The 4,451-nt window shown below is 68.5% G+C and carries 5 protein-coding genes; 2 read left to right on the forward strand and 3 right to left on the reverse strand.

Annotation, left to right across the window (positions count from 1 at the left end; genetic code table 11):
• Positions 1-280: 280 nt before the first annotated feature.
• Both VR44_RS36455 and VR44_RS45615 read right to left on the reverse strand, forming a co-directional pair.
• Positions 281-631: a hypothetical protein gene (locus tag VR44_RS36455; RefSeq protein WP_045951952.1), complete on the reverse strand. Its 351-nt coding sequence runs from the start codon at positions 629-631 to the stop codon at positions 281-283.
• Between the two features lie 583 nt (positions 632-1,214).
• Positions 1,215-1,370 carry a hypothetical protein gene (locus tag VR44_RS45615; RefSeq protein ID WP_157880520.1) on the reverse strand — a complete coding sequence of 52 codons (156 nt, stop codon included), beginning with the start codon at positions 1,368-1,370 and terminating at the stop codon, positions 1,215-1,217.
• A 161-nt stretch (positions 1,371-1,531) separates the two neighbouring features.
• Here VR44_RS45615 and VR44_RS36460 point away from each other — a divergent pair, with 161 nt between their 5' ends.
• A complete protein-coding gene (locus VR44_RS36460) occupies positions 1,532-3,244 on the forward strand; it encodes a helix-turn-helix domain-containing protein (protein ID WP_045951953.1) in 1,713 nt (570 codons plus the stop codon).
• Between the two features lie 371 nt (positions 3,245-3,615).
• On the opposite strand, the gene VR44_RS36465 is transcribed toward VR44_RS36460, so the two are convergent.
• On the reverse strand, positions 3,616-3,843 hold the full coding sequence (locus VR44_RS36465; protein WP_045951954.1) for a hypothetical protein: 228 nt from the start codon (positions 3,841-3,843) through the stop codon (positions 3,616-3,618).
• Positions 3,844-4,165: 322 nt separating this feature from the next.
• On the opposite strand from VR44_RS36465, the gene VR44_RS36470 reads away from it, so the two are divergent.
• On the forward strand, positions 4,166-4,451 hold a 286-nt coding region (locus VR44_RS36470; protein ID WP_045951955.1), incomplete at its 3' end, for a hypothetical protein.

Consider the following 4,451-nt stretch of genomic DNA (forward strand, 5'->3'; position numbering starts at 1 on the left):
CGGCCGTCCAGGACCCACACCCAGGGTGTTGCCGGCACTGCGGCGGCGCCGGTCGGGTTGCGGTGGGTGGGCACCCGGTCCAGGACCATGCCGGGGATCGGGCGCAGCTGGGCGGAGGACACCCAGGTGCCGTACTCGGCCGGTTCGACGCCGCCGCCTCACTGGTGAAGAGGCGGTGTTCCAACCCTGCGGTATTCGAGGATCGGGAAGCATCGGAGCAGGGAACACCCGTACGGCGTGCGTTCGATTTTCTGAACAGGAGGTGGGGCGGCTGTGTGTGTCAGCGTTTGATGCGGCTGCGCACGGCAAGAACGGCCAGGGTGAGCAGGACGGGCTCGGTGAAGCGGCTCGCCATCTCGGTGTAGGTGCCCCATGTGGTGAGGTCCTGGCTGCTGGAACGGAAGACGACGGAGTTCAGCTCCACCTGCAGGGCCTTGTTGAACCGCTCTGCTGTGAACCGGTCGTGGATGGGTAGAGCCAGCCGTGGGTCCTGCTCGTCCACGGTCAGCGTCACCTGTCCGCTGCCGGTCCGGCCGGTGCCGGTGGTGTCCTGTCTTTGTGAGGAGTCGGGCAGGCCGAGCCCCATCATGAGCACGATGGTGGCGGCCATGGCGGTCAGCAGCCAGCCCATGGCGCGGGAAGCGCGCAGGCCGTAGCCGGACAGCAGCCAGTAGCCCCACAGCAGGCCCCGCTCGACTCCAGGGGTGCCGGTGCGGTCCGGCTTCGATCACGGCGGTGTTGCGGGCAGGGCGGACGGGCATGCCGTGCGGGCGCATCAGGTTGCCGGCGCCGAGCGGGTTGCGTGATCTGCCTGGGGCCTGTCCGGGCAGGAGATAGTGGGTTCTGTCGTCGAGCTGACGGCGGAACAGCCCTGCTTTCGGGTCGGCGATTTGGTCTTCGATGAGCTGGGCGAGCCTGGGCGGTAGCAGGACTGGGTGCTGGCCGAGGGTGAGGTAGGCGCCCTGGGCGTCGTAGCCCGCACAGTCGGGCCGGGCTCTCGTAGCACGCACCGCAGACCGGGCCCTCGGGGTGGAGGCCACGGCGGCGCCCGGCTTGGCTGCGAGAGGCACCCGGCGCTCTGTTGGCGCCGGTGCCGAGGAAGCGGTGGGGATGGGGCCGGTGCCCAGAGCACGACGCTTGTTCACCCCGCCAGTGTGCTCTGGGCGTTGCCGGGCGCCCCCCCAGGAGGTGCAGGTGCCCGGGATGGTCCGGCGTCAGGTGGTGGTGGTCTGGTCGGTGTTGTCGTTCCGGTTGCGGATCTTGGTGCGGATCTTCTTGACTGAGTATCCGGCTCCGGCGACGAGGAGCGTCGCGAGGACGTTGCCGAGTAGGTCGTGGCTGAGGAAGGTGTAGAGCGTGGTCAGTGTCACCGCGGTCTCCCCGGGTGTGTCGTCGTTGTGTGTGGGCAGAGGTTGGCCGCCCGACCGTTATGGGTGGTACGGGGAGATGACGTTTTGCCTGGTGGCAGGCGGTTTGCGTGTTGGACAGCGGCTGGTCAGGGCTGGACACTGGGGCTGAGGAAGGGTGGGGGATGGCTCCGAGGCGGGAGATCCCGGAAGGTACGGCCGCTGGCGAGCTGGCCAGGTTCCTTGTGGGGTTGGTACGGGGAGCGACGGTCCGCGAGCTGGCGGAGAAGCTCGGCAAGAGCCCCTCGGCGTGGGGGAACTACCTCAATGGCGCGCAGCTGATCCCCAAGGCGTTGCTGGGCCGCCTCGTCGAGGCGTATACGACGCCCGGCCAGGTGCGGCAGGCCAAGGCAGTACGTGCGAAGGCGCTGTGGACTGCTGCGGCTGCGGAACGCCGACAAGCTTCAGCCGGCGGCGGGTTGGTGCATCAGCATCAGCGCCGTGATGACGCGTTGCAGCAGGCGGTGAAGTACCGAAGGCTGGCGGAGAACGCCGAGAAGCACCTCAAGGAGCTCCAGCCGATACTCGCGTTGACACAGAGCCGGTTGGAGAACGCGGAGCTTCAGTTGAGGCAGGCCGGTGAGCGCGAGCGGACACGGATCGAGCTGCAGTTGAGCCAGGCCAAGGAACGGCTGAGCCGGGTGAAGCTGCAGCAAGAGCGAGCCCGCAGCCGCCGACTGACGGCGGAAGAGCAGCAGGACTTCTGGCTGGCGGAGGCAGCGGCTGCCCACGAGGAGATCAACCGCCTCGAGCGGGAGGCGCGCGACCTGGCGGTGCCCGACAGCTCGGTGGCGACGCTCCCACGCGAAGACAGCGACGTCGCCAGCAGGAGTGACACCGAGATCGACATTCTGCTGGAGCACATCGAGGCGGAAGGCCGCGAGGACGAGGCCGAGATCGAACTCGACCTTGAGCCGGACAGTGTCGAGACAGAGCTTGTCACGATCACCGAGGCCCCCCGCGACGGCGGGGGACAGGAAGACGCCCCGCTCGTGATCGAGAGCGTAGGTGTTCTCGAAGACCACGTTCGTCAGCCGCAGCCCGTTGAACAGACCCCTGTCCAACCCTTGTCCAATGTCCCCTTGGACAAGCCGTCTACCAGCACTGATATCCAACGAGGCCCCGCAGAGCCGCCGCTGACCTCGGCGCGGGACCACCATGAGGACAGGGCGCCCACCGACACCCACTTGCTGGACTGGTTGAGCACCGCGGACACGCCGCAGGCTGTGGCTCACGCGTTCGCGAGCCTGCGCGAGCGCGAGGGAGGAGCCGGTCGGTGGCCGGCCGCACGGTTGGCCGCCGCCGCTTTCGGAGAGGGGCGGACCCGGTCCCAGAACGCGGTTCTGTCAGGGTTGGAGGCAGACTTCCTCCCGGAGTCGTCGCAGGACCTGCAGGCACTGGTGCGAGTACTGGGCACTCAGGAAGAGGTCCACGCCTTTGACGAGGCGTACAAACGCGTCTTCGAGCAAGCTCGACCCTTGCCCGCCGCATCTTCCCCCCTCCGACCTGTACCGAAGATCTACAACGCGTTCTACGTAGTGTCGATCCCTCTGCTTTTCGCCATCCCCACAGGATTCGTGACAGGCCTGCGCGCGGATCCCGGCCCTGCAGGCTGGAAGCTCGCTATCTACGCGGTTGTCGGAACGCTGGTGGCATCCGGGACCTGGGTTCTGCAGAGCCTGCTCCGTGAGCACGTCGAGGGCAGGTTCGACGTCGGCCCTGCAGGCGAATGGCTGAGCATGACCGCGAGTGTGGCCTTCGTGATGGGGCTGATCATCTCTGCGGCGGGGTTCGACTACCCAGGACGATGGGTCGCGGGCGCAGTTGGCTTCCTGTGAACCAGTGCCGGTCGCATGCGCGCCTGCAGCTGCTCCGCAACTGAGCACGGGGCCGCCTCCAGCCCGGTGCGGAGTGGCCCCCCGGCGGCGGCCTGCGCTGGCGCGCCAGTACACACCGGGGGCCGCGCACGGCTGACCTTGTCCGTCCGCCTCGGACGGTGGGCCCGTCTCTGTCTCCCTAGGGAGTGGGGGATTTGGTTGGTCGGACCGGCCCACCGGTTCGGCGAGGGTGGGCGCGGGCTTCTGCACAGATCGGTCGGGCCGGAGCCGGGCGGCCTGTCACGCCCAGTATCGCGAGGGCGTGAGCTTGTCGCGCCCGGCGGTCTGCTCGTTGAGCTGGGCCATCACCCCACAAGCCGGCGGGGCGGTGGTTACGGTTCGGGTGTGGGCGGGGTCTGGGGTGGAGTCCGCTGGGGTTCTTCGTTGCGGGGGTGGTGGTGCCAGGCTGCGTAGAGGCCGGTCAGGGCGGAGGCGTAGCCGGCGAGGGCCTCGGGGGAGACATGGCCGACGAGGATCAGGATGATGCCGGTGGTCAGGATCGCCAGGAACACCAGCAGTTCTACGGGAAAGCTGCCACGCGGGTCACGACGGGTCGGCACGATGGTTCTCCTCAGTGCGTGGAAGGTCGCAGGACGTCACTCCGCCGGGTATGCCGCTGGTGGGGTGTGCGGCGGGGTGTGGTTCGAGCGTCCCGTCCCGGGCGGCGGGTGCGCCATGGGAAACGATCTTCTTTCCGCAACTGTCAACTGGGAGAACGGACATGGCGGGTGTTGCCGAGGAGGGAACCGGCAAGGGCGGGTCTGCGGGCGGTGAGGCCCGGCCGGCCCGCCGGGGGCTCGACCCGCTGAAACCGGAGGTCTTCGAGAACCGCCCGCACAAGCGGGCGCTGGTCGAGCATCTGCGGACCTGGCGAGCAAACAGGTGGCCTCGGGTGCGGCGCTGAGCGCCTCGGCCCTGTCGAAGAACCTTTCGGGAGAACGTCTTCCGCACCGTTCCACCATCGAGGCGATCATCCAGCTCTGCGGGGTGAGCGAGGAGGTCCGGGCCCTGTCGCTGCGCCTGCACACCGCGGCCCTGGGGGAGGTACACCCGGCGTTCGCCGAACGCCTGGTGATGGCCGACGCATACGAGGAGATCGTCCTCCTCTACAACCGCCTCCAGGCCCGCCTTGAGGACGTGCTCGGCGAGCAGCGCCGCCGGCAGGCCG

The organism is Streptomyces katrae (assembly GCF_000966975.1).
GTDB lineage: Bacteria > Actinomycetota > Actinomycetes > Streptomycetales > Streptomycetaceae > Streptomyces > Streptomyces katrae.